Source organism: Mycobacterium sp. 852013-50091_SCH5140682 (assembly GCF_001665685.1).
Lineage (GTDB): Bacteria > Actinomycetota > Actinomycetes > Mycobacteriales > Mycobacteriaceae > Mycobacterium.
The window spans coordinates 19,064-40,769 of record NZ_LZTB01000015.1; the positions used below are offsets into that span (position 1 = coordinate 19,064).

The 21,706-nt window shown below is 67.9% G+C and carries 18 protein-coding genes; 11 read left to right on the forward strand and 7 right to left on the reverse strand.

Annotation, left to right across the window (positions count from 1 at the left end):
• On the forward strand, positions 1-3,270 hold the full coding sequence (locus A5784_RS06070) for an ATP-dependent helicase (RefSeq protein WP_064943358.1): 3,270 nt from the start codon (positions 1-3) through the stop codon (positions 3,268-3,270).
• A gap of 7 nt (positions 3,271-3,277) precedes the next feature.
• Here A5784_RS06070 and A5784_RS06075 read toward each other — a convergent pair whose 3' ends face one another.
• From A5784_RS06075 to A5784_RS06085, 3 genes are all read right to left on the reverse strand, one after another.
• Positions 3,278-3,769, reverse strand: a complete 492-nt coding sequence (locus A5784_RS06075; RefSeq protein ID WP_064943360.1) for a DUF2231 domain-containing protein — start codon at positions 3,767-3,769, stop codon at positions 3,278-3,280.
• A 34-nt stretch (positions 3,770-3,803) separates the two neighbouring features.
• Positions 3,804-4,517 carry a VIT1/CCC1 transporter family protein gene (locus tag A5784_RS06080; RefSeq protein ID WP_064943362.1) on the reverse strand — a complete coding sequence of 238 codons (714 nt, stop codon included), beginning with the start codon at positions 4,515-4,517 and terminating at the stop codon, positions 3,804-3,806.
• A 72-nt stretch (positions 4,518-4,589) separates the two neighbouring features.
• Positions 4,590-4,979, reverse strand: coding sequence for a DoxX family protein (locus A5784_RS06085; protein WP_064943364.1), 390 nt, complete (start codon positions 4,977-4,979; stop codon positions 4,590-4,592).
• A 53-nt stretch (positions 4,980-5,032) separates the two neighbouring features.
• On the opposite strand from A5784_RS06085, the gene A5784_RS06090 reads away from it, so the two are divergent.
• Positions 5,033-6,127 carry a potassium channel family protein gene (locus A5784_RS06090; RefSeq protein WP_064943321.1) on the forward strand — a complete coding sequence of 365 codons (1,095 nt, stop codon included), beginning with the start codon at positions 5,033-5,035 and terminating at the stop codon, positions 6,125-6,127.
• A gap of 47 nt (positions 6,128-6,174) precedes the next feature.
• Positions 6,175-7,101, forward strand: a complete 927-nt coding sequence (nudC, locus tag A5784_RS06095) for an NAD(+) diphosphatase (protein WP_064943323.1) — start codon at positions 6,175-6,177, stop codon at positions 7,099-7,101.
• A gap of 20 nt (positions 7,102-7,121) precedes the next feature.
• Here the strand turns inward: nudC and mrx1 are convergent, their stop codons facing one another.
• On the reverse strand, positions 7,122-7,370 hold the full coding sequence (mrx1, locus tag A5784_RS06100; protein ID WP_064943325.1) for a mycoredoxin Mrx1: 249 nt from the start codon (positions 7,368-7,370) through the stop codon (positions 7,122-7,124).
• Positions 7,371-7,478: 108 nt separating this feature from the next.
• On the opposite strand from mrx1, the gene A5784_RS06105 reads away from it, so the two are divergent.
• The 6 genes from A5784_RS06105 to A5784_RS06125 all read left to right on the forward strand — a co-directional run bounded on the left by A5784_RS06105 (position 7,479) and on the right by A5784_RS06125 (position 13,586).
• Entirely contained in the window at positions 7,479-8,636 is a 1,158-nt protein-coding gene (locus A5784_RS06105) for an acyl-CoA dehydrogenase family protein (RefSeq protein ID WP_064943327.1), read from the forward strand.
• Positions 8,621-9,652, forward strand: a complete 1,032-nt coding sequence (locus A5784_RS06110) for an acyl-CoA dehydrogenase family protein (RefSeq protein ID WP_502687496.1) — start codon at positions 8,621-8,623, stop codon at positions 9,650-9,652. Before A5784_RS06105 ends, A5784_RS06110 begins: the two co-directional genes overlap by 16 nt.
• Position 9,653: 1 nt before the next feature.
• The gene (locus tag A5784_RS06115) at positions 9,654-10,508 is read left to right on the forward strand and encodes an HTD2 family dehydratase (RefSeq protein WP_064943329.1); all 855 of its coding nucleotides are present in this window, start codon (positions 9,654-9,656) and stop codon (positions 10,506-10,508) included.
• Between the two features lie 87 nt (positions 10,509-10,595).
• Positions 10,596-12,710 (forward strand): ATP-dependent DNA helicase UvrD2, encoded by a 2,115-nt coding sequence (locus tag A5784_RS06120; protein ID WP_064943368.1) that lies wholly within the window; start codon positions 10,596-10,598, stop codon positions 12,708-12,710.
• A 107-nt stretch (positions 12,711-12,817) separates the two neighbouring features.
• Positions 12,818-13,123, forward strand: a complete 306-nt coding sequence (locus tag A5784_RS37395) for a hypothetical protein (protein ID WP_232005959.1) — start codon at positions 12,818-12,820, stop codon at positions 13,121-13,123.
• 145 nt (positions 13,124-13,268) lie between these two features.
• Positions 13,269-13,586, forward strand: a complete 318-nt coding sequence (locus A5784_RS06125; RefSeq protein WP_036426048.1) for a WhiB family transcriptional regulator — start codon at positions 13,269-13,271, stop codon at positions 13,584-13,586.
• A gap of 84 nt (positions 13,587-13,670) precedes the next feature.
• Here A5784_RS06125 and A5784_RS06130 read toward each other — a convergent pair whose 3' ends face one another.
• From A5784_RS06130 to A5784_RS06140, 3 genes are read right to left on the reverse strand one after another with little or no spacing between them, the layout of a single operon-like run.
• The gene (locus A5784_RS06130; protein WP_064943331.1) at positions 13,671-15,005 is read right to left on the reverse strand and encodes a macrolide-binding ATPase MABP-1; all 1,335 of its coding nucleotides are present in this window, start codon (positions 15,003-15,005) and stop codon (positions 13,671-13,673) included.
• 42 nt (positions 15,006-15,047) lie between these two features.
• The gene (locus A5784_RS06135) at positions 15,048-15,890 is read right to left on the reverse strand and encodes a TOMM precursor leader peptide-binding protein (RefSeq protein ID WP_064943333.1); all 843 of its coding nucleotides are present in this window, start codon (positions 15,888-15,890) and stop codon (positions 15,048-15,050) included.
• Between the two features lie 52 nt (positions 15,891-15,942).
• Positions 15,943-17,343 (reverse strand): zinc-dependent metalloprotease, encoded by a 1,401-nt coding sequence (locus tag A5784_RS06140; RefSeq protein WP_197514649.1) that lies wholly within the window; start codon positions 17,341-17,343, stop codon positions 15,943-15,945.
• A 73-nt stretch (positions 17,344-17,416) separates the two neighbouring features.
• Here A5784_RS06140 and A5784_RS06145 point away from each other — a divergent pair, with 73 nt between their 5' ends.
• Both A5784_RS06145 and A5784_RS06150 read left to right on the forward strand, forming a co-directional pair.
• Positions 17,417-18,445: a YlbL family protein gene (locus A5784_RS06145; RefSeq protein WP_064943337.1), complete on the forward strand. Its 1,029-nt coding sequence runs from the start codon at positions 17,417-17,419 to the stop codon at positions 18,443-18,445.
• A gap of 97 nt (positions 18,446-18,542) precedes the next feature.
• The gene (locus A5784_RS06150) at positions 18,543-21,530 is read left to right on the forward strand and encodes a UPF0182 family protein (RefSeq protein WP_064943339.1); all 2,988 of its coding nucleotides are present in this window, start codon (positions 18,543-18,545) and stop codon (positions 21,528-21,530) included.
• Positions 21,531-21,706: the final 176 nt, after the last annotated feature.

A 21,706-nucleotide genomic window follows, 5' to 3' on the forward strand; every position in this document is an offset into this window, starting at 1 on the left:
GTGACAGCCCGCTACAGCCCGGCTGAACTGTCCTCCGCGCTGGGCCTTTTCCCGCCGACCGACGAGCAGGCGGCGGTGATCGCCGCGCCACCCGGTCCACTCGTGGTGATCGCGGGCGCGGGTGCGGGGAAGACCGAGACCATGGCGGCCCGGGTGGTGTGGTTGGTGGCCAATGGCTATGCCACACCGTCACAGGTCCTGGGGCTCACCTTCACCCGCAAGGCCGCGGGGCAGCTGCTGCGCAGGGTCCGCACCCGGCTGGCGCGACTGGCCGGTGCGGGTCTCGCGCCGTCCTTGGGTGCCGACGAAGCCGCCACCGTCAGCACCTACCACGCATTCGCCGGCACACTGCTGCGCGAGCACGGCCTGTTGCTGCCCGTCGAACCGGACACCCGGCTGCTCAGCGAAACCGAGCTGTGGCAGTTGGCCTTTGACGTGGTGTGTGCACACCCGGGCCGGCTCGACACCGACAAGACCCCGGCAGCCGTCACCGCGATGGTGCTGCGTCTCTCCGGAGCACTCGCCGAGCATCTCGTCGACACCGATCAGCTGCGCGACACCCACACCGAACTCGAGCGGCTGGTCCACACCCTTCCGGCCGGGCCGTATCAGCGTGACCGCGGGCCGAGCCAGTGGCTGCTGCGCATGCTGGCGACCCAAACCGAACGCACCGAGTTGGTGCCGCTGATCGACGCGCTGCACCACCGGCTGCGCACCGACAAGGTGATGGACTTCGGCATGCAGATGGCCGCCGCGGCCCGGCTGGCGGCCGGTTTCCCGCAGGTCGGCGAGCAGTTGCGGCAACGGTTCCGCGTCGTGCTGCTCGACGAATACCAGGACACCGGGCATTCCCAGCGAGTTGCGTTGTCGGCGTTGTTCGGGCGTGGTGCCGACGACGGGCTGGCCCTGACGGCCGTTGGTGATCCCATCCAGTCCATCTACGGCTGGCGGGGTGCCTCGGCCACCAATCTGCCCAGGTTCACCACCGATTTCCCGTTGGCGGACGGCACCCCGGCGCCGAGCCTGGAGTTGCGGACCAGCTGGCGTAATCCACCCAGCACTCTGCATGTCGCCAACGCCATTTCGGCTGAGGCGCGGCGCCGTTCGGTTTCGGTGCGTGAACTGCTGCCGCGGCCCGGAGCCGATCCGGGCACCATCCGCTGTGCACTGCTGACCGATGTTGCGGCCGAACGGGATTGGGTGGCCGACCAGATAGCCGGCAGGTACCACGGTGCACGGGAGAGCGGCTCGGCGGCGCCGACGGCTGCGGTTCTGGTGCGGCGCAACGCCGATGCCGCTCCCATGGCCGAAGCACTGGAGGCCCGGGGGGTCCCTGTTGAGGTGGTCGGGGTGGCCGGCCTGCTGGCAGTGCCTGAGGTGGCTGATCTGGTGGCGATGCTGCGGCTGGTCGCCGACCCCACCGCCGGGCCCGCGGTCATGCGTATCCTCACCGGCCCGCGGTGGCGGTTCGGTGCCAACGACCTCGCAGCGTTGTGGCGGCGAGCGGTCGAGTTGGACGACCGCCCGCACGGGGAGCCCGGTCCGGCCGATATCGTCGCGGCGGCCGCTCCCGATGCCGACGCCGCGTGCCTGGCCGACGCAATCTGCGATCCCGGTGCGGCCGAGAACTACTCGGCCGCAGGCTACCAGCGGATCGTGGCGCTGGGCCGGGAACTGACGATGCTGCGGGCACATCTGAGCCACCCGCTGCCCGAGCTGGTCGCCGAGGTCCGGCGGGTGGCAGGCCTGGATGCGGAGGCCCGCGCAGCTCGGCCGGTGACCGCGGGCTGGACGGGCACCGAACATCTCGACACGTTCTGCGACCTGGTGGCTGATTATGCCGGCCGCTCGGGTGCGGACGTCCTCGGGCGACCCGGTTCCGTGGTCGAGGGATTCCTGGCCTATCTCGACGCCGCGGCGGTGGTCGAAAACGGTCTTGCGCCTGCCGAATTGGCGGTCTCACCCGACCGGGTGCAGATTCTCACCGTGCATGCCGCCAAGGGTCTGGAATGGCAGGTGGTTGCCGTGCCGCATCTGAGTGCGCGGGTGTTTCCCTCGACCGCGTCGGCGCGCACGTGGCTGACCGACGCCGCGGATCTGCCGCCGCTGCTGCGCGGCGACCGCGCCACGGTGTCCGAGATCGGCGTGCCGGTGCTGGACACCTCGGATGTCAACGATCGAAAGATCCTGTCGGACAAGATCGCCGACCACAAGAACAAACTCGAGCAGCGGCGGGTCGACGAGGAACGCCGGTTGCTCTACGTGGCGGTCACCCGCGCCGAGGACACCTTGCTGATCTCCGGACACCACTGGGGCGCCACCGAGGGCAAGCCCCGCGGCCCGTCGGACTTCCTGTGTGAGATCAAGGCGATTTTGGAGGATGCCGCCGCCGAAGGACACCCGTGCGGCGAGATCGACCAGTGGGCGCCCGAGCCCGCCGCCGGTGAGCAAAATCCCTTGCGGGACAAGGCGGTCGAAGCCATCTGGCCCGCCGAGGCCGGTCCGGGTGACGACGTACTGCGCGGTGCTGAACTCATCGGCCGGGCAATGGCAGGTAACCTCCACGCCGGGTCCGACACCGACGGCTGGGCCGCGGATGTGGACGCGCTGCTGGCCGAACGGGACCGCGAGCCCCAGTCAGCTCCGGCTGAACTGCCCGGGCAGGTGTCGGTCAGCACGCTCGTCGAACTCAGCCGCAACCCACGGGCCGCTCTGCAACGGCTGCATCGCCGGCTCCCGCAACGTCCGGACCCACATGCCCTGCTGGGCACCGCATTCCATGAGTGGGTGCAGCGGTTCTTCCACGCCGAGCGGTTGTTCGACCTGGACGATCTGCCCGGCGCGGTGGACAGTGAAGTCGGTCGTGGCTGCGCCGAGGAACTCGCCGAGCTGCAGGACGCGTTCGTGATGTCACCGTGGGCCGCCCGCACGCCGATCGAAGTGGAAGTGCCGTTCGACATGGTGATCGGCAAAACCGTTGTGCGGGGCCGCATCGACGCGGTATTCGCCGACACCGACGGGACCACCACGGTCGTGGACTGGAAGACCGGTGAGCCGCCCGATACTCCGGAGGCCAAGCAGCAGGCCGCGATCCAGCTCGCGGTGTACCGGCTGGCCTGGGCGGCGCTGCGCGGCTGCGCACCGGAATCGGTCAGCGCGGCCTTCCACTACGTGCGGTCCGGCCGCACGGTCAGGCCGGAAATCCTGCCCGGCGCCGAGGAACTGGCTGCGCTGCTGGCCGAACCGACGGCAGCGCAGGAGCAGGACTAACCCGGGACTAACCCTTGTTGGCCGTTGTGAGATGGGCGATCTCTTTGCTCCACACCGACTGGGCCCCGGCGTCGCCGATGCGATAGACCTGCACCATCGAGGCGACGCCGACCAGTATCGCCACCACCGCGACGATGGCGTTGTACAACACCCGGCGGCTGTCGTCGCGCCGCTCGGCGTATCGCAGCGCCACCAGTGCCAGAGCGACCACCAGCAGTGCCACCGAGAAATAGATCATGGTGTCGCCCAGCTCGGCATGCTCCTGCAGGACGGCGTCCGGGCTGCGGCGCAGGTCGTACAGCCAGTTGCCGGCCTGGATCGTGATGGGGGTCAAAATCGTTGTGATGACGGCCAGTACAAGGGTTATCCAGACCAGCTGGCCCCTGCGGGCGCCCGCCCACAGCGCGCAGATGATCTCCAGGACCGCGGTCAGCGGCGCGAGGATGACGATGGCGTGCACAAACAACACGTGCGCCGGCAGGCCGTTGATAATTGTCATGGGAAACTCCTTGGCTGGATGGGAGGTTTCGAGCTCAGGTGATCGCGGCGCCGACCAGATGGCCGATCGCATAGGTGATCGCCAACGCCAGGCCGCCACCGATCACGTTGCGCAGCACCGCACGACCCTTGGGTGCGCCGCCCAGGCCGGCCGATACCGCGCCGGTGAGCATCAACGCCAGCAACACTGCGACCACGGTGACCGGGATGCGCCAGGTGGTCGGGGGCAGCAGGATCGCGAGCAACGGCAACAGTGCGCCGACGGTGAACGACAGCGCCGAGGACAGCGCCGCCTCCCAGGGATTGGTCAGTTCGTCCGGGTCGATACCCAGTTCGACTTCGGCGTGTGCGGCGAAGGCGTCATGCTCGGTCAGCTCTTCGGCCACAGTACGCGCCGTCGCCGGCGAGAGCCCTTTGGCTTCGTAGAGTCCGGCGAGTTCGTCCAATTCGGCTGCGGGGTCTGTCTTGAGCTCGCGGCGTTCCTTGTGCAGCAGTGCCTGTTCGGTGTCGCGCTGTGTGCTCACCGAGACGTATTCACCCAGCGCCATCGACACCGCCCCTGCGGCAAGTCCTGCGATACCCGCGGTCAGGATCGGCGCGCGCTCGGCAGTGGCAGCGGCCACACCGACGACGATGCCTGCGGTGGAGACGATTCCGTCATTGGCGCCCAGTACACCGGCGCGCAGCCAATTCAGCTTCGATGACACCGATCCCACGTGAGGTTCGGCCGGGTGGGCGGGACTCGACACGGCTGCGACGATATACACCGAAACTGTGAGCTGCCAGCAACGATAGGCTTGCCAAACTCGTCCGGCCGGTGGCTAGGAGTTGCGGTACACCTTCAGAGCCGTGGTGACCATCGGGATCTGCAGCGGAAGGCGAGCGATCGCGAGGATCCGCATGGGCCACGGCTTGTCCCACCACAGCCGGACCATGTTGAGGTTGCCGGGGAACACCGCGACGAACAGCGCCACCGCGGCGAGTGCGCCCAGCCGCCGGGTGTGCGGGGCGGCGAGCATCGCGCCGGTCGCCAACTCGCCGACACCTGAGGCGTAGGTGTAGAAGCGGGGTGTGCCGGGCAGCTCCGCCGGGATGATCGTGTCGAACGGTTTGGGGGCGACGAAATGCAACGTGCCCATGCCGAGCAGCATGACGGCGAGTCGCCGGGCGGTGCGTGCGGCGGCGGTTCGCTGAGGTGTGGCCGTGGTCATGGTTTCATTGTGGCGTGCGTCCGCTTCGATCGATCCCGGCATGACCGGTACGCGTGGCTAAAGGCAGACTGCGGCGCAGGCTCGCCGCCATTGACGAGAACCTGACCTCGCGGCCGGATGCCGCGCTCACCGACGTACTTCGGATCCCGGAGCCGTTCGTCAGCCCGGGGCGCAGAATCGCCATGCGGGTGTTCTACGCATTGGCGGCCCTGTTCGCGGCGGTGCTCATCGTCTACGCCGATCGGTACGGCTACCGCGACGTCGACAGCGCTCCGGATCCGAACCATCCGCTGTCGTTCCTGGATTGCCTCTACTACGCCACGGTGTCGCTCTCGACGACGGGCTACGGCGACATCACGCCTTATACGGATTCGGCGCGTCTGGTCAACGTCCTGGTCATCACGCCGCTGCGGGTGGCATTCCTGATCGTTCTCATCGGTACCACCGTGGAAACCCTGACCACCCAGTCTCGGCAGGCGCTGAAGATTCAGCGATGGAGGAGCAGAGTGCGTAACCACACCGTCGTCATCGGATACGGCACCAAGGGCCGCACGGCCGTGGCGGCCATGGTGGGTGACGAGGTCGCCCCGGCCGACATCGTCGTCGTCGACGAGAACGCCACTGCGTTGGAACGCGCGAAGAGCGCCGGGCTGGTGACCGTCCACGGTGACGCCACCAAGTCCGACATTCTGCGACTGGCCAGTGCGCATCACGCCAAATCGATTGTCGTCGCGACGGACAACGACGCCAGCGCGGTGTTGGTGACCCTCACCGCGCGGGAGCTGGCGCCCAACGCCAAGATCATCGCGGCCGCACGGGAAGCCGAGAACCAGCATCTGCTGCGGCAGTCCGGCGCCGACTCGACCGTGGTGTCCGCGGAGACCGCAGGCCGGCTGCTGGGCATCGCCACGCAGACCCCCAGCGTGGTGGAGATGGTCGAGGATCTTCTGACGCCCGACGCGGGCTTCGCGATCGCCGAGCGGGAAGTCGAACCCAAGGAAGAGGGCGGCTCGCCGCGGCACCTGCACGACATCGTGCTCGGTGTGGTGCGGGGCGGCCGGCTCGTCCGGGTGGACGATCCCGAAGTAGACGCGTTGGAGTCCGGCGACCGCCTGCTGTACATCCGCAGCGCGGACGCCGAGCGGTGACCGGGGCGAGCGAAGCGACGGGGAATCAAGACCGCGACGGGCGATTGATGAACTTCGAACTGCGCAACGTTCCTCTGCTGTCCCGGGTTGGGGCCGACCGCGCCGACATGGTGCGCACCGACATCGATGCCGCGATCGCAGGGTGGGCCGACGCCCTGCTTCTGCGGGTCGACCGCCGCAACCAGGTGTTGATCTCACAGGGCAAGGTGGTGCTCGGCAAGGCCTCGGCGATCGGCACCAAACCCCCGGAGAATGCCGTGTTCCTGGGACGCCTGTATGACGGCAGGCATGTGTGGGCGGTGCGTGGCGCGCTCGAGGCACCGGAGGATCCCGATGCCGAAACCGAGGTGCTGGATCTCCGCCGGGCCGGTTCGGTGTTCGACGACACCAGCGCGCAACTGGTGGCCACCGCGACAGCGCTGCTGAACTGGCATGACCAGGCGAGGTTCAGCGCGATCGACGGCGCGGCGACCAAAGCGGTCAAGGCCGGCTGGGCGCGCGTCAACGCGGCCAACGGTCACGAGGAGTACCCCCGCATCGACCCCGCGGTGATCTGCCTGGTGCACGATGGCCACGACCGTGCTGTGCTGGCCCGGCAGGCGGTGTGGCCCGAGCGGTTGTTCTCGATCCTGGCCGGATTCGTCGAGGCGGGGGAGTCCTTCGAGAGCTGTGTGGTGCGCGAGATCGCCGAGGAGATCGGGCTGACCGTCACCAACGTGCAGTACCTCGGCAGCCAGCCCTGGCCGTTTCCCCGGTCGCTGATGGTCGGCTTCCACGCCATCGGCGATCCCGAGCAGCCGTTCGCCTTCACCGACGGCGAGATCGCCGAGGCCGCATGGTTCAGCCGGGCCGAGATCCGGCACGCGCTGGAGCACGGCGACTGGAGTTCGGTCGAGTCGTCGTCGCGGTTGCTGCTGCCCGGTTCGATCTCCATCGCCCGCGAGATCATCGAATCCTGGGCCGCGCTCGACTGACTGTTCGCGAGGGGACGGGACTAGCCGAGCTTGGCTTTGACCTGCTTGACGCTCGGGTTGGTCAGCGTCGAGCCGTCGGCGAACTTCACCGTCGGCACCACATGGTTGCCGCCGTTGACCGAACCGACGAACTCTGCCGCGGCGGGGTCACCCTCGATGTCGACCTCGGTCCAGCTGATGCCTTCGGCGCGCAGCGCTGTCTTCAGCCGCCGGCAGTAGCCGCACCAGCTGGTCGTGTACATGGTCAGACCGGAGGACGTAGCAGTCATAGTTCACACAACGTAGCTGAACCGCCGCGGCATGCCCGCAGTGACGCGGGTCTCCGGTTCGCGCCGCCCTCAGCGGTAAGTTGCAAACCGCATGGGACGGAGTGGAACATGACCAGGTTGGTGCCGCCGGTGGCAGGCGACCCGCATGCGCTCGACGACTTGCGGTTACAGGTCCGGCAGTTCGTCGCCGAAGAGCAGCAGGCCGGCCGGATCGGACGGTCTGCCGACTGTTGGTTGACGGGCTGGGACGAGGACTTCACCCGGGCGCTGGCTGCCAGGGGCTGGCTCGGGATGACCATTCCCGTCGAATACGGCGGGCACGGTCGCAGCCATCAGGAACGGTTCGTGGTCACCGAGGAGTTGTTGGCCGCCGGTGCACCCGTAGGTGCCCATTGGATCGCCGACCGCCAGATCGTGCCGTCGCTGCTGAAGTACGGCACCGAGTCACAGAAGCGAAAGTTCTTGCCTGCCATTGCCAAAGGTGAATGCTACTTCGCGATCGGGATGAGTGAACCGGACTCCGGCTCGGACCTGGCCAGCGTGCGGACCAAGGCCGAACCCGTGGACGGCGGTTGGCGCATCACGGGAGCCAAGGTGTGGACGTCGGGCGCCCATCTCGCGCACGCCTTCATCTGCCTGGCCCGTACCGCCCCGCTCGACCCGGCACATCGGCACGACGGCCTGAGCCAGTTCATCGTCGACCTGCACGCACCCGGCGTCGACGTCCGGCCGATCCTCTCGATGAACGGCAAGCACCACTTCAACGAGGTCATCCTCGACGAGGTGTTCGTGCCCGACGGCCCGGACGGCATGGTGTTCGGGACCATCGGCGAAGGTTGGCAACAGGTGACCTCCGAGCTGAGCTTCGAACGCAGTGGCCCCGAACGGTTTCTGTCCACCTTCACGCTCTTGGCCGACGTCGCCGGGCACATGAGCGCCCGTACGTTGCCTCGGCACACCGACCTCGGTCGCTACGTCGCGCGCATCGCGGGACTGCATCAGATGTCGACGGCGGTCGCCGGAGCGCTGGAACGCCATGAACCGGCCGACACCGCGGCCGCGGTCGTCAAGGTGCTGGGCACCACCACCGAGGGCGATATCGCTGACTTCGCCGATGTGCTCGGCATTCCCGACGAGCTGGATGACGACGAGCCATACCGCACGCTGCTCGCCGACGCCGTGGTGCAGCGTCCCGGCTTCACCCTGCGGGGCGGCACCAACGAAGTGCTGCGCGGTGTCATCGCCCGTGGATTGGGGATGCGGTGAGCGTCGATCCCGATCTGGTCGACATGATGTCGGCGGTGTTCGCCGCACACCGCGAACGTCACGGACCCACCGAGGGACTCGACGAATTGTGGTCGCAGCTCGGCGAACTGGGCCTCGTGCGGCTCACCGGAGCTGGGAGGTCCGGCGGCAGTGGGGCGGGCTGGGCCGAGGCGGCCGAACTACTGCGCGCCGCGGCCTGGCACGCCACGAGTGTGCCTGTGGCAGAACATGATCTGCTCGCCTGCTGGCTGCTGGAGGCCGCCGGACTCGAGGTGGGCGACCCGCGGCGCACCGCCGCACTGCTCGACGAGTCCGGCGCCGCGCGGGCCGTGCCATGGGCCGCGACATCGGAGCGCATCGTCGCCATCTGGCCTGACCGCGCCGCGTTCCGAGTAGCGGACGTCGATGTGACGTCCGTGCGCCTGAGCGCGGGCCGCAACGGTGCGGGCGAACCGCGCGACAGCATCGTCGTCGACACCGGCTCATTGACCGGGACTCCGGTTCCCGCCACCCTCATCACGCAGTGGCGCCGGCGTGCCGCCCTCATCCGCGGCATCCAGGTGTGCGCCGCGCTCGACCGCATCCTGGCACTGACGGTGGCGCACGCCGGAGAACGTATTCAGTTCGGCAGGCCGCTGGCGAAATTCCAGGCGGTGCAACACCTTGTGGCAGATATCGCCGCCGAAGCGGCGCTGGCGCGGGCCGCCACCGATGCCGCGCTGGCCGAGGCGATGCGCACGGACTCACCTGCGGGCCACCTGGATTTCCTTGTCGCCGTGGCACGTTCGTGTGCAGGGCACGCCACGTCCGTGGTCGTCCGCAACGCCCACCAGGTGCACGGCGCCATCGGCACCACCCGCGAGCACCGCCTGCATGAATTCACCGCCCGCGCACTGGCCTGGCGTTCGGAGTACGGCTCGGTGCAGTCCTGGGACGACGCGCTGACCGAGCTCGCCACCGCGGCGGGGACCGACGGACTGTGGGCATTGATCACCGCAACAGATTCGAGGACATGACATGCCAGAGACCTTGGCGCGCCACATCGTCGACTGGGCACCCGAACCGATCGAATCGGCGGATCCGTTGATCCCGCAGCGCGGAACGGACCTGGCCGCCACCCTCGACCTCGACGACGCGTTCACCACTGGCTCGGCGCTGCCGCCGCTGTGGCAGTGGATCTACTTCGCGGAATGGCCGCGCACGGCCGAACTCGGAGCCGACGGGCATCCCCGCGACGGGCATTTCCTGCCGCCGATCCCGAACCGCAGGCGCATGTTCGCCGGGGGCCGGATGACGATCAGCTCGCCCCTGGTGCTCGGGGAACCCGCCGTGCGTCGCTGCGAGATCGCCGGGACCGCCGTCAAGCAGGGCAGCACCGGTGAACTGCTGTTCGTGACGGTGCGAAGCACCTACCGGCAGGGCGAGACGGTGCGGCTGGTCGAGGAGCAGGACCTGGTCTACCGCAGCGACGACGGCACCTCCACGGCCTTCGCGAAAGCCACCGAACCGCTTGCCGCACAATCGACTCCGTGGTCGGCAGAACCGACGCCCAACTCCGCGTTGCTGTTCCGGTTCAGCGCGCTGACCGCCAACGCCCATCGCATCCACTACGACGAGGCGTACACCACCGGGGTCGAGGGTTACCCGGCTCTGGTCGTGCACGGTCCGCTGCTGGCGATCTACATGGCTGAGCTGCTGCGCGCGCAGGATCCGCGGCGCCGTGTCGGACGGTTCGATTTCCGGCTGCGGCGTCCGGTGTTCCTCGGTGACCGGATCCGGGTGCAGGGGGAGCCGGCCGACGACGCGGTCGCCCTGAGCGTGGTGTCGGGAGCCGGTGTCGCCCACGCCACCGCCACCGCCACGTATGCCTAGCTGATTCGCGCTGGTCACCGGCCCGTATATGCCGCGCCCGGCACCGGATCCCCGACGGTGTCACCGAGTGCTGCCATCATGGACCCCATGTCGTCGCAGGCCCCCGTCGCAGCCCTGGACGATCTCGACGATGAGCAGCGCGAGGCCGTGCTCGCCGCCCGCGGCCCGGTGTGTGTGCTCGCCGGTGCGGGCACGGGCAAGACCCGCACCATCACCCGCCGGATCGCCCACCTGGTGGCGGCCGGGCATGTCGCAGCCAGCCAGGTGCTCGCGGTGACATTCACCGCGCGGGCCGCGGGGGAGATGCGCGGCCGGCTACGGGCTCTGGGCAACGAGTCCGGTGTTCCCACCGGCGCCGTGCAGGCGGTGACCTTCCACGCGGCGGCCCGTCGGCAACTGCAGTACTTCTGGCCCCGGCTGGTGGGCACCACCGGTTGGGAGCTGCTCGACAGCAAGTTCTCCGTGGTGGCCCAGGCCGCCAGCAGGTCGGGCATGCAGACCAGCACCGACGACGTGCGCGACCTCGCCGGCGAAATCGAATGGGCCAAGGCATCTTTGATCACGCCGGAGGCCTATCCCGCAGCGGTGGCACAGGTCGGTAGGGACATCCCGTTCGATGCGGCGAAGGTCGCAGCGGTCTACGCCGGCTATGAGTCGCTCAAGGCCCGCCGCGACGACACCACGCTGCTGGACTTCGACGATCTGCTGCTGCACACGGCAGCGGCCATCGAGAACGACGCCGCCGTCGCACAGGAGTTCCGCGACCGCTACCGCTGCTTCGTCGTCGACGAATACCAGGACGTCACGCCCCTGCAGCAGCGGGTGCTAGACGCCTGGCTCGGCGACCGCGACGATCTCACCGTCGTCGGTGACGCCAACCAGACCATCTACTCGTTCACCGGCGCCACCCCGCGGTATCTGCTCGACTTCTCCCGGCGGTTCCCCGACGCCGCGGTGGTGCGCCTGGAACGCGACTACCGCTCCACGCCGCAGGTGGTGTCGCTGGCCAACCGGGTCATCGCGGCGGCGCGTGGCCGTATGGCGGGCAGCAAGCTGCATCTGGTGGGCCAGCGCGATCCCGGCCCGGCACCGACCTTCTCCGAACACCCCGACGAGGTCGCCGAGGCGGCCGCGGTGGCCCGTTCCATCAGAAAGCTCATCGAATCGGGTACGGCCCCGGCCGAAATCGCGGTGCTGTACCGGATCAACGCCCAATCCGAGGTCTACGAGGAGGCGCTGACCGAGGCGGGTATCGCCTTCCAGGTGCGCGGCGGGGAGGGTTTCTTCAGCCGTCAGGAGATCCGCCAGGCGCTGGTGGCGCTGCAGCGCAGCGCCGAACGCGGCGCCGAGACCGACGATCTCGCCGCCACGGTGCGGGAGCTGCTGGAGCCGCTGGGGTTGACGGCCGAACCTCCCGCGGGCACCCGGGCCCGCGAGCGCTGGGAGGCGCTCGGCGCGCTGGCGGAGCTGGTCGACGAGGAGGTCGCGGTGCGTCCCGACCTCGACCTGGGGGCCCTGGTTGCCGAATTGCGCCAACGCGCCGATGCCCGGCACCCACCGGTCGTGCAGGGCGTGACGCTGGCCTCGCTGCATGCCGCCAAAGGGCTGGAATGGGATGCGGTGTTCCTGGTCGGCTTGGCTGATGGCACCCTGCCGATCTCGCATGCGCTGACCCACGGCCCGGACAGTGAGCCGGTCGAAGAGGAACGTCGGCTGCTCTATGTCGGGGTGACGCGGGCGCGCGTGCACCTGGCGCTGAGTTGGGCGCTGGCCCGGACTCCGGGTGGGCGGCAGGGGCGACGGCCGTCGCGCTTCCTCAACGGCATCGCGCCTCAGCTTTCGGGTGCCAAGGCTGCCGCCCCGGACCGCAATCGCCGTCAACGTGGCCCCGCCCCACGCTGCCGCGTGTGCAACGCGACCCTGACCACGGCCACGGCGATCATGCTGCGGCGCTGTGAAACCTGTCCGGCGAACCTCGACGAGGACCTGCTGGCCGAGCTCAAAGATTGGCGGCTGCGCGTCTCCAAGGAGATGAAGGTGCCTGCCTATGTCGTGTTCACCGACAACACGCTGATCGCGATCGCCGAGACCCAACCCACCGATGACGCGGCGCTGGTGGCTATCCCCGGGATCGGTGCGCGCAAGCTCGAGCAGTACGGCGCCGATGTGGTGGCATTGGTCAAAGCCCGCCAGAAATCGTAAAAATCATGCCAAAACCGCAGGTAGAAAATAGGTTGTGCGATTTGACTGCTAGGCTTTAGTCTCAAGATCAACAACTCTGACGGCGAGATGGAAGGAGGGTGCCCGAAATGATTAGCAACATCAAACTCAGCGGTGTCGCGGTCGAATGCATGCCCTCGTCCTTCCTTGCCGGCTATGTGATGAGCGCTCGTGCCGGGCAAGCCGTAGCTGCCCGTGCCGCTGTGGCCGCTGCCGCCCGTGCTGGGTTGGCGGCCGCTGCTGGCGTTGGTGCGGTCGCCGTTGCTGCAGCCCCCGCTGGGCGGCATCTGCTCGTCGCCAATGCTGTGTGGCCGCCCGTTGCAGGCGTCGCCCCGCAGCACAAGCGCCGCACCGCCGCCACGCCCCGCGTGTCCGTGGATTGGAGCCCCACCTAGGTAGAGCTCTTACCACCGCCGAATGGCCACGGACCCGCAGTCAAACCGGATCCGTGGCCATATTTGTCGGTACCCCCGAGAAATCTGGTCGCAGATCCATCAGAGACAGATAGATCGCCGAAACAACGACCAGGAAGCAGGGGATATGTACATGTCCATTGCGATGAACGCTCCGGGGATGAGCTTCACGCCGGTGACATGCGAGAAGCGACTGCCGGCGGTGCCGTGCCACATCGAGGACCCGGATCTGTGGTTCGCCGAGAGCCCCGTCGACCTCGAGCGCGCCAAGGCGCTGTGCGCGGATTGCCCGATCCGCACCGAGTGCCTGGCCGCCGCCTTGGAGCGGCAGGAGCCGTGGGGTGTGTGGGGCGGCGAAATCCTTGACCGCGGCAGCATCGTGGCCCGTAAGCGGCCGCGTGGCCGTCCGCGTAAGGACGCCGGGAGCAATCCGGCTGCGGCGTGATGCCGCGGCCGGGTTTTCCCGCACACGTCGGGTATTCGTGCTGGAGTGACGCCTGAAGGGTCGGCGTCACTCCAGCCTTCGGGTTCAGGCAGCTTCTTCGGCGAATCCTGGAACCAGTGCCGTGGCAATCGATTTCACCGGCACGTGGGCGTCGAGCTGACAGCAGATGGCGATGGTCGAGGCGATCACCCGCAGCGGGATGGCGAGGTTGGCCGGTAGGTCGAGTTGGCGGGCCATCTTGATCTGGGCGACCGAGTTGTCCATCTGGCCCGCGGCCATCCGCTGGATCCAGCGCCGGGTGTAGTGGAACACGTCGACCTCGATGGGTTCGACGTACTGGCGCAACATGTCATCGACTTCCTGCACCGAAACCTGTTGGCCCTTCTGGATGAATCCGGCTTCCTCCATGGCGGGCAGCAGCTGATCGTAGTTCTGGTCCCGGGCCAGCCGGATCGTGCGTCCCAGCGAGGGCGGGAAGCCGCCGGGCATCGGTGCGACAGCGCCGAAGTCGATGACGCCCATGCGCCCGTCGGGCAGCAGCATGAAGTTGCCGGGGTGCGCGTCGCCGTGCATCATCTCCAGCCGCGCGGGCGCGTCGAAGGTGAGCTCACTGAGCCGGGTGCCCATGAGGTCGCGTTGTTCGGGCGTGCCCTCGCGGATGATCACCGACATCGGGATGCCGTCCATCCATTCGGCGATAACGACTTTCGGTGCGCTGGCCACCACGGGGGGCACCGCGAAATGCGGATCGTTGCGATAGGCCTTGGCGAACGCGCGCTGGTTCTCGGCTTCCAGCCGGTAGTCCAGTTCCATCTCGGTGCGTTCGGTCAGCTCGTCGACGATGCCCTGGATGTCGGCACCGGGAGCCAGCTGCTTGAACACGCTGACCAGCCGCTGGATGGTCTTGAGGTCGGCGCGCAGTGCTTCGTCGGCGCCCGGGTACTGAATCTTCACCGCGACTTCGCGGCCGTCGGACCAGATGCCCTTGTGCACCTGGCCGATGCTCGCCGAGGCGACCGGGGTGTCGTCGAACGAGGCGAACCGGTCCCGCCACTTCGTGCCCAGCTGGCCGTCGAGAACCCGGTGCACTTTGGCCGCCGGCAGCGGGGGAGCGTCTTTCTGCAGCTTGGTCAATGCTTCGCGATACGGTTTGCCGTACTGCTCGGGGATGGCGGCTTCCATCACCGAAAGCGCCTGCCCGACTTTCATCGCGCCGCCCTTGAGCTCGCCCAGCACGGTGAACAATTGCTGTGCGGCCTTGTCCATCAGTTCGGCGGTGACCTCGTCTTTGGACTTGCCGGTCAGGCGTTTGCCGAAGCCGAGTGCGGCGCGGCCGGCCATGCCGCCCGCCAGGCCGGCGAGCTTGGCGTTGCGTGCGACGCTTCCCCGTTTGATGTCAGACACCAGACCATCATCCATGACAGTCCTGAACGGGCCACAACTTAGTGGCAACATTCGTTTTCAGCATGGGCACTCGGGATGGCGTGTCCAGCGCCGTGCGCTTATCGAGTAACCGTCGGCATCGAGTTCGAGCGTGGTATTCAGCGTCGGTGGTGGTTGCGGTGCACGTCGCGAGTCACCGGCCTCCCGCACGGCCTGGATCACCAGGTCGATCTGGCGCAGCGCCAGCGCCGCGGTGGCCAGGATGGTGGCCCGCCCGGCGGTGCCGACGGTGCCGCGCAGCTGCGCGGCCAACGCGGGCCAGGCCGCGTCCCGGTCGCGGCGGTGCAGGTCGGCGCACTGCAGGCAGCTGGTCAGGCCCGGGATGACGAGCGGCCCGACCAGCCCGGCGCCGTCGCGCAGCCGCACCGGCAGATGCGCCACCGCGGCTTCGTGCAGTTCGCGCAGCACCCGCGGTTCGGTGACCTGGTAGTCGGCGAGCACGACGAGGTCCGTCGCCTCGGGTACCGCCGACGCATGCGGCCGACTGGTGTGCCGGACCAGCGCTCCCGAGCAGCGCAACGCGCTGGTGAGCAGTTCCGAGAGCGGTCCGCGGCCATGGATGCGCACCGACGGGGTACGCGACGGATGGGGTGTCGCGACGGTGACGACGCCGGCGTCGGTCAGCGCGGCGATCAGCTCATCGACAGCCTCAGCGGCATCGAATTCTGTTGCCGCCGTGGCGAGTTCGTCTCGGGACGCGCCGCCCTGCAACCTGTGCAGCAAATCGGCGAGCTGCGCCTGGGTGATCGATCCCGGCGGATGGACCAGCACCGCGCGGCGGGGATCCCAGCCCACCTGAACCGCTCCGTCGGGCCGCAGCAGCACGGGGCGGCCGGGTGCCAGCACGTACCGCGTCGTCATGGCATGACTCTGCCACGGCGCGCGGTATCGCCCCGTCAGTTATCCACAGGCCTCAGGACTCGTCGCGACGCTCGGTGTCGTCGCCGCCCTGTTCCTTCTGCAGATCGGCGATGGCCTGCTCGAAGGCGCTGTCGATGCCGCTCGTGTCGCCGCCGATCATGCGGTCGATGAAACCGGCGGGCTCGTCGAGATCGGACCCGTCGGGCAACAGGTCGGGGTGCTGCCACACCCCGTCGCGGGCGTCGGCGCCGACCGCCTCGGTCAGCCGCTCCCACAGGGCGGCCGCCTCGCGCATCTTGCGTGGGCGCAGCTCCAGGCCGACGAGCGTGGCGAAGGTCCGTTCGGCCGGGCCGCCGGTGGCCCGGCGCCGGCGCAGGGTCTCGGACAATGCCTCGGTGCCGGGGATCCGATCACCCAGCGCCGCAGAGACCACGGTCTGCACCCAGCCCTCGATCAGCGCGAGCAGCGTTTCCAGCCGTTCCAGGGCGGCTTCCTGCTCGGGCGTGGCCTTGGGCTCGAACATGCCCTGGCTGAGCAACTGTTCCATCTCGGACGGATCGGTCAGCGAGGCCGGGTTGAAGCCCTTGGCCATGTCCTCGATGCCGGACATGTCGACCTTCATGCCCTTGGCGAATGCCTCGACGGCGCCCAGCAGCTGGCTGGACAGCCACGGCACGTGACTGAACAGCCGATGATGCGCGGCTTCGCGGGCAGCCAGGAACGTCAGGATCTCGCTGCGGGGCCGCTCCAGACCCTCCGAGAGCGATTCGATGGCCTCCGGCATGAGCGCGGCAACGCCTTTGGGGCCCAGCGGCAATCCGATGTCGGTCGAGGTGAGCACCTCCCGGGACAGCTGGCCGAGGGCCTGGCCGAGCTGGGAACCGAAGGCCATGCCGCCCATCTGCGACATCATCGCCAGCAGCGGGCCGGCCATGCTCTTGGCTTCCTCGGGCAACGCCGAGGCCCAGACCGTCGAGATCTGCTCGGCGACCGGATTGCACAGCCGCTTCCAGGTCTCCAGGGTGTTGTCCAGCCAATCGCTCGGCGTCCACGCCACCGTGCGGGTGGTGCCGGCCGGCAGCGGCGTGACACCGTCGAGCCAGGTCTCGGCGAGCCGGACCGCGTCGGCGACGGCACTCTTGGTCTGGTCGGGAATCGGGGCGACGAAGCCGATCGAGTTGGACGCCAGCTGCCGCGCAAGGTCGTAGTTGACCGGGCCGGACTGGCCGCCGCCGGCCATCGCAGTGCCTGCCCCGCTGAACATTTCGCCGAGCTTGGTGAAGATCTGGCCCAGGTCGCCCATGTCGAAACCGGCGCCGCCGGCGCCGAGACCGAATGGATCGGCGCCGGATCCGGAGCCGGAATCTGGGTCTTTCTTGCGCTTGTCGCGGTCGGGGTCATCCCCGGCGGAGAAGCCGAAGGGCAGGTCAGCCATAGCCCCAACGGTACTCACCACAGGGTCTCTTGGTGACGCTGTGGGTCACGCTGTCAGTGAACCTCGTGTCGCAGGCTTTACTGTTGGCGGCGTGAACAGGCGGATTTTGACGCTGCTGGTGGCTCTCGTGCCGATTCTGGTGTTCGGTGTGCTGCTTTCCGTGGTGACGGTGCCCTACGTGTCTCTAGGGCCGGGTCCGACCTTCAACACGCTCGGTGAGGTGGATGGCAAACAGGTCGTCGACATCGAGGGCCCCGACGCGAAGGTCCATCCGACATCAGGGCACCTCAACATGACGACGGTGTCGCAGCGTGACGGGCTGACCCTGGGGCAGGCCCTGACGCTGTGGATGTCGGGCCGTGAGCAGCTGGTGCCACGTGACCTCGTGTACCCGCCCGACAAGTCCAAGGACGAGATCGACCAGGCCAACACCAGCGACTTCAAGCGGTCCGAGGACAACGCCGAGTACGCCGCACTGTCGTTCTTGAAGTACCCCATGGCGGTGACGGTGCAGACCGTGACCGATCCCGGCCCCTCGGCGGGCAAGCTGAAGCCCGGTGACGCGATCGACGCCGTCAACGGCAAGCCGGTGGCCAAGCTCGACGAGTTCCAGGCGCTGCTCAAGGCGACCAAGCCGGGGGACACCATCGTCCTCGACTACCGCCGCAAGAACGCTCCCGCCGGCACGGCCACCATCACCCTTGGCCATAACCCCGACCGGGATTACGGCTTCCTGGGGGTGGGAGTGCTCGACGCGCCGTGGGCGCCGTTCGACATCAGCTTCAACCTGGCCAACATCGGCGGCCCGTCGGCAGGCCTGATGTTCAGCCTCGCCGTCGTGGACAAGTTGACGACCGGCGATCTCAACGACGGCAAGTTCATCGCGGGCACCGGGACCATCACCGGCGAAGGCAAGGTGGGTTCGATCGGGGGCATCACCCACAAGATGCTGGCGGCGCACGACGCCGGGGCGACGGTGTTCCTGGTGCCCGCCGAGAACTGTGCCGAGGCCAGTTCGGCACCGCAGGACGGTATGCAACTGGTGAAAGTCGACACGCTCACGGGGGCCGTCGACGCGCTGCATACGCTTTCTGCCGGTGGCGAACCTCCGCGCTGCTGAACCGCCCCGCGGGGGTAACTGGCTAGAGTTGGGGGAAATCCGGCAGGCCGGACACGGCAGGCCAGTAATCCGGGAACCCCGAGACTGGAGTTGACGAGTGGGTATGCGGCCCGCGGCTAGGATGCCGAAGCTGACGCGACGAAGCCGGGTTTTGATCGGGCTGGCGCTGGTGGTGGTCCTGCTGTTGCTTATCGGGCCGCGGTTCGTCGACACCTATGTCGACTGGCTGTGGTTCGGGGAACTGGGATACCGGTCGGTGTTCACCACGGTGCTGGTCACTCGCCTCGTCGTGTTCCTCGTCGCGGGAGTGCTGCTGGGCGCGATCGTGTTCGCCGGGCTGGCCCTGGCCTACCGCACGCGTCCGGTGTTCGTCCCGGCGACAGGACCCAATGACCCGGTGGCCCGGTACCGCACCACCGTGCTGGCCCGCCTGCGGTTGTTCGGCATCGGGCTCCCGGTGTTCATCGGTCTGCTGGCCGGGATCGTCGCGCAGACCTACTGGGTGCGGATCCAGCTGTTCCTGCATGGCGGCGAATTCGGTATCACCGACCCGCAATTCGGGCGCGATCTCGGGTTCTACGCCTTCGATCTGCCTTTCTACCGGCTGGTCCTCACCTACCTCTTCGTCGCGACGTTCCTGGCGTTCATCGCAAACCTGCTGGGCCACTACCTGTTCGGCGGTATTCGGCTGGCCGGGCGCACCGGTGCGCTGAGCCGCTCGGCCCGCATCCAGCTGATCAGCCTGGTCGGTTTCCTGATCCTGCTCAAGGCGGTCGCCTACTGGCTCGACCGCTACGAACTACTGAGCGTCACGCGTTCGGCCAAACCGTTCACCGGCGCCGGCTACACCGACATCAACGCGGTGCTGCCCGCCAAGCTCATCCTGTTGGCCATCGCGGTGATCTGTGCGGCGGCCGTTTTTTCCGCGATCGTCTTGCGAGACCTGCGCATCCCCGTCATCGGCGTGGTGCTGTTGCTGCTGAGCTCGCTGGTGGTCGGAGCGGGCTGGCCGCTGATCGTCGAACAGTTCAGCGTCAAGCCCAACGCCGCGCAGAAGGAAAGCGAATACATCAGCCGGAGCATCACGGCGACCAGGCAGGCCTACGGGCTCACCAGTGAGACCGTGACCTACCGCAACTACGAGAGCACCGGGCAGACGACGGCGGCCCAGGTCGCCGCGGACCGGGCCACCACGTCCAACATCCGGCTGCTCGACCCGACCATCGTCAGCCCGGCGTTCACTCAGTTCCAGCAGGGCAAGAACTTCTACTACTTCCCGGATCAGCTGTCCATCGACCGCTACGCCGGTCCGGACGGCAACTTGCGGGACTATGTGGTGGCCGCGCGCGAGCTCAACCCGGACCGTCTGATCGACAACCAGCGGGACTGGATCAACCGGCACTCGGTGTACACCCACGGCAACGGCTTCATCGCCTCGCCCGCCAACACCGTGCGCGGTATTGCCAACGACCCCAACCAGAATGGTGGCTACCCGGAGTTCCTGGCCAGTGTCGTCGGCGCCAACGGCGGTGTGGTGTCGCCCGGCCCGGCCCCGCTGGATCAGCCCCGCGTGTACTTCGGCCCGGTGATCGCCAACACGCCCGAGGACTATGCGATTGTCGGCAGCAACGGCGTCGACCGCGAATACGACTACGAGACCAACACCGAGACCAAGAACTACACCTATGAGGGCAAGGGTGGCGTTCCGATCGGCAGCTGGTTGTCGCGCAGCGTGTTCGCCGCCAAGTTCGCCGAGCGGAACTTCTTGTTCTCCAACGTGATCGGCGAGAACAGCAAGATCCTGTTCAACCGTGACCCGGCCAAGCGCGTCGAGGCTGTGGCGCCGTGGCTGACCACCGACACCAGCGTGTACCCGGCGATCGTCAACCGGCGCATGGTGTGGATCGTCGACGGCTACACCACGCTCGACAACTACCCGTATTCGGAGCTGACGACGCTGTCGAGCGCGACGGCCGATTCCAACGAGGTGGCGGTCAACCGGCTGGCGCCGGACAAGCAGGTGTCCTACATCCGCAACTCGGTGAAGGCCACGGTCGACGCCTACGACGGCACTGTGACCCTCTACGCGCAGGACGAGTCCGATCCTGTGCTGCAGGCCTGGGAGAAGGTGTTCCCGGGCACCGTCAAGCCCAAGAGCGACATCTCCCCGGAACTGCAGGCGCACCTGCGGTATCCGGAGGATCTGTTCAAAGTGCAGCGGGCCCTGTTGGCGCGCTACCACGTGGACAACCCGATCACGTTCTTCTCGGCGCAGGACTTCTGGGATGTGCCGCTCGACCCGAACCCGACGGCCAGCAGCTACCAGCCGCCGTACTACATCGTCGCCAAAGATGTTGCGAACAACGACAATTCAGCGTCGTTCCAGTTGACGAGCGCGATGAACAGGTTCCAGCGTGACTTCCTGGCCGCCTATGTCAGTGCCAGCTCGGATCCATCGAACTACGGCAAGATCACGGTGCTGACCATCCCCGGTCAGGTCAACGGGCCCAAGCTGGCGTTCAACGCGATCAGTACCGATACCGCGGTCAGCCAAGACCTCGGTGTGATCGGGCGCGACAACCAGAACCGCATCCGGTGGGGCAATCTGCTGACCTTGCCCGTGGGTGAGGGCGGCCTGCTCTACGTCTCACCGGTGTACGCCTCGCCGGGCACCAGTGACGCGGCATCGTCCTACCCACGTCTTATCCGCGTGGCGATGCTCTACAACGACAAGGTCGGCTACGGGCCGACGGTCAGTGATGCGTTGACCGAGTTGTTCGGTCCTGGGGCCGGTGCAACGGCGACCAACGTCGCACCCACCGACGCCAAACCGCCGGTGCCCGGTCAGGCGCCTGCCGCACCGCCGCCGGCGGCCGATCAGGGCAGCCGTGCCCCCGAGGTGTCGGTGCCCATCCCGGGGCAGCCACCCGTGCAGTTGTCACCGGCGAAAGCTGCGGCACTGCAGGACATCGACGCGGCGGTGGCAGCGGCCCAAGAGGCCCAGCGCAGTGGTGATTTCGCCAAGTACGGGCAGGCGCTGCAGGGTCTGGCCGACGCGATGAAGAAGTACGACGCCACGAAGTAGCCCCGCCTCACCTTTCTCGCGCGAGCAGACGCCAAGGTCCCCCGACACGCCGATGTCGGGGGACCTTGGCGTCTGCTGGCCGCGTCCGGCGGGCCTTAGCTGGACGACAAGTGAACACCAAGTCCTTGTAGCGATGCTGTGCGCCGAGATTCGCACTGACATCCGAGAGGACCCCG

Excerpts from the sequence above, each read along its gene's own strand:
- mrx1 (WP_064943325.1), bottom strand. The coding sequence starts at position 7,370 with ATGACTGCTACGTCCTCCGGTCTGACCATGTACACGACCAGCTGGTGC.
- A5784_RS06125 (WP_036426048.1), top strand. The coding sequence starts at position 13,269 with ATGTACATGTCCATTGCGATGAACGCTCCGGGGATGAGCTTCACGCCG.
- nudC (WP_064943323.1), top strand. The coding sequence starts at position 6,175 with ATGAACTTCGAACTGCGCAACGTTCCTCTGCTGTCCCGGGTTGGGGCC.
- A5784_RS06130 (WP_064943331.1), bottom strand. The coding sequence starts at position 15,005 with ATGGATGATGGTCTGGTGTCTGACATCAAACGGGGAAGCGTCGCACGC.
- A5784_RS06085 (WP_064943364.1), bottom strand. The coding sequence starts at position 4,979 with ATGACCACGGCCACACCTCAGCGAACCGCCGCCGCACGCACCGCCCGG.
- A5784_RS06075 (WP_064943360.1), bottom strand. The coding sequence starts at position 3,769 with ATGACAATTATCAACGGCCTGCCGGCGCACGTGTTGTTTGTGCACGCC.
- A5784_RS06120 (WP_064943368.1), top strand. The coding sequence starts at position 10,596 with ATGTCGTCGCAGGCCCCCGTCGCAGCCCTGGACGATCTCGACGATGAG.
- A5784_RS06115 (WP_064943329.1), top strand. The coding sequence starts at position 9,654 with ATGCCAGAGACCTTGGCGCGCCACATCGTCGACTGGGCACCCGAACCG.
- A5784_RS06135 (WP_064943333.1), bottom strand. The coding sequence starts at position 15,890 with ATGACGACGCGGTACGTGCTGGCACCCGGCCGCCCCGTGCTGCTGCGG.
- A5784_RS06105 (WP_064943327.1), top strand. The coding sequence starts at position 7,479 with ATGACCAGGTTGGTGCCGCCGGTGGCAGGCGACCCGCATGCGCTCGAC.
- A5784_RS37395 (WP_232005959.1), top strand. The coding sequence starts at position 12,818 with ATGATTAGCAACATCAAACTCAGCGGTGTCGCGGTCGAATGCATGCCC.